The organism is Haloferax sp. s1 (assembly GCF_058382125.1).
This window is the reverse complement of the sequence record NZ_JBZRPK010000016.1, coordinates 1-576: the sequence shown is the minus strand read 5'-3', so window position 1 is coordinate 576 and position 576 is coordinate 1. Positions and strand designations below refer to the sequence as shown.

Genomic DNA, 576 nt, shown 5'->3' with positions numbered 1-576 from the left:
CTATTGCATATCCAGTCGTTCCTTGGATGAAATGCTCAAGTCCGTACCTACTTCAGAGGACGATACCGAGCGCGAGCTGATTTTCGAGAATATGAAACTCGCTTATATCAGAGACTTGAAGGCTAAGCGTGTGAATGTCTGCATCGGCCTGATCGCCGTATGGGTGATCGCGGGGGTGGCTTTGTGGATTCTCGGACTTAACCAATAATTGTGTAGACAAGCCATATGGATGATAAACAAACTGCCGAGATCGAAGCGCTAGTCAAGAAAAATCTTGATAAAGCTGAGACCCACTGGAAACGGGGTGGTCATAAGTTAGCCGTTGCGGCGCAAAAGCGCACATTCGAAGACGCGAAAAGCTTTTCGGAAGTAGAGACCCAAATACCGACCCCCCCTATGGTTTCGCCAGACGAAACAATCATTGATGAATTTATTGCGTTAGTCGCTGACCTTCGAGGGTCAACGGAACATCTCTTATGCGAAATTAGCTCCAGAAGAGCGTCAGCCAGCGGCTTGGAGAGAGTCTACTACGAGACGTCTGCATTGCTTCCCGCCTGTGCTAAAGCCGTTCAGTTC

Annotated in this window: 2 protein-coding genes; both read left to right on the top strand. The window is 48.8% G+C overall.

Translation table 11 applies throughout. The features are described 5' to 3' along the window. A partial coding sequence (locus tag QT222_RS00080; protein WP_491475908.1) for a hypothetical protein occupies nt 1-208 on the top strand: 208 nt, incomplete at its 5' end. 17 nt (nt 209-225) lie between these two features. Continuing rightward, a partial coding sequence (locus tag QT222_RS00075; RefSeq protein WP_491475907.1) for a hypothetical protein occupies nt 226-576 on the top strand: 351 nt, incomplete at its 3' end.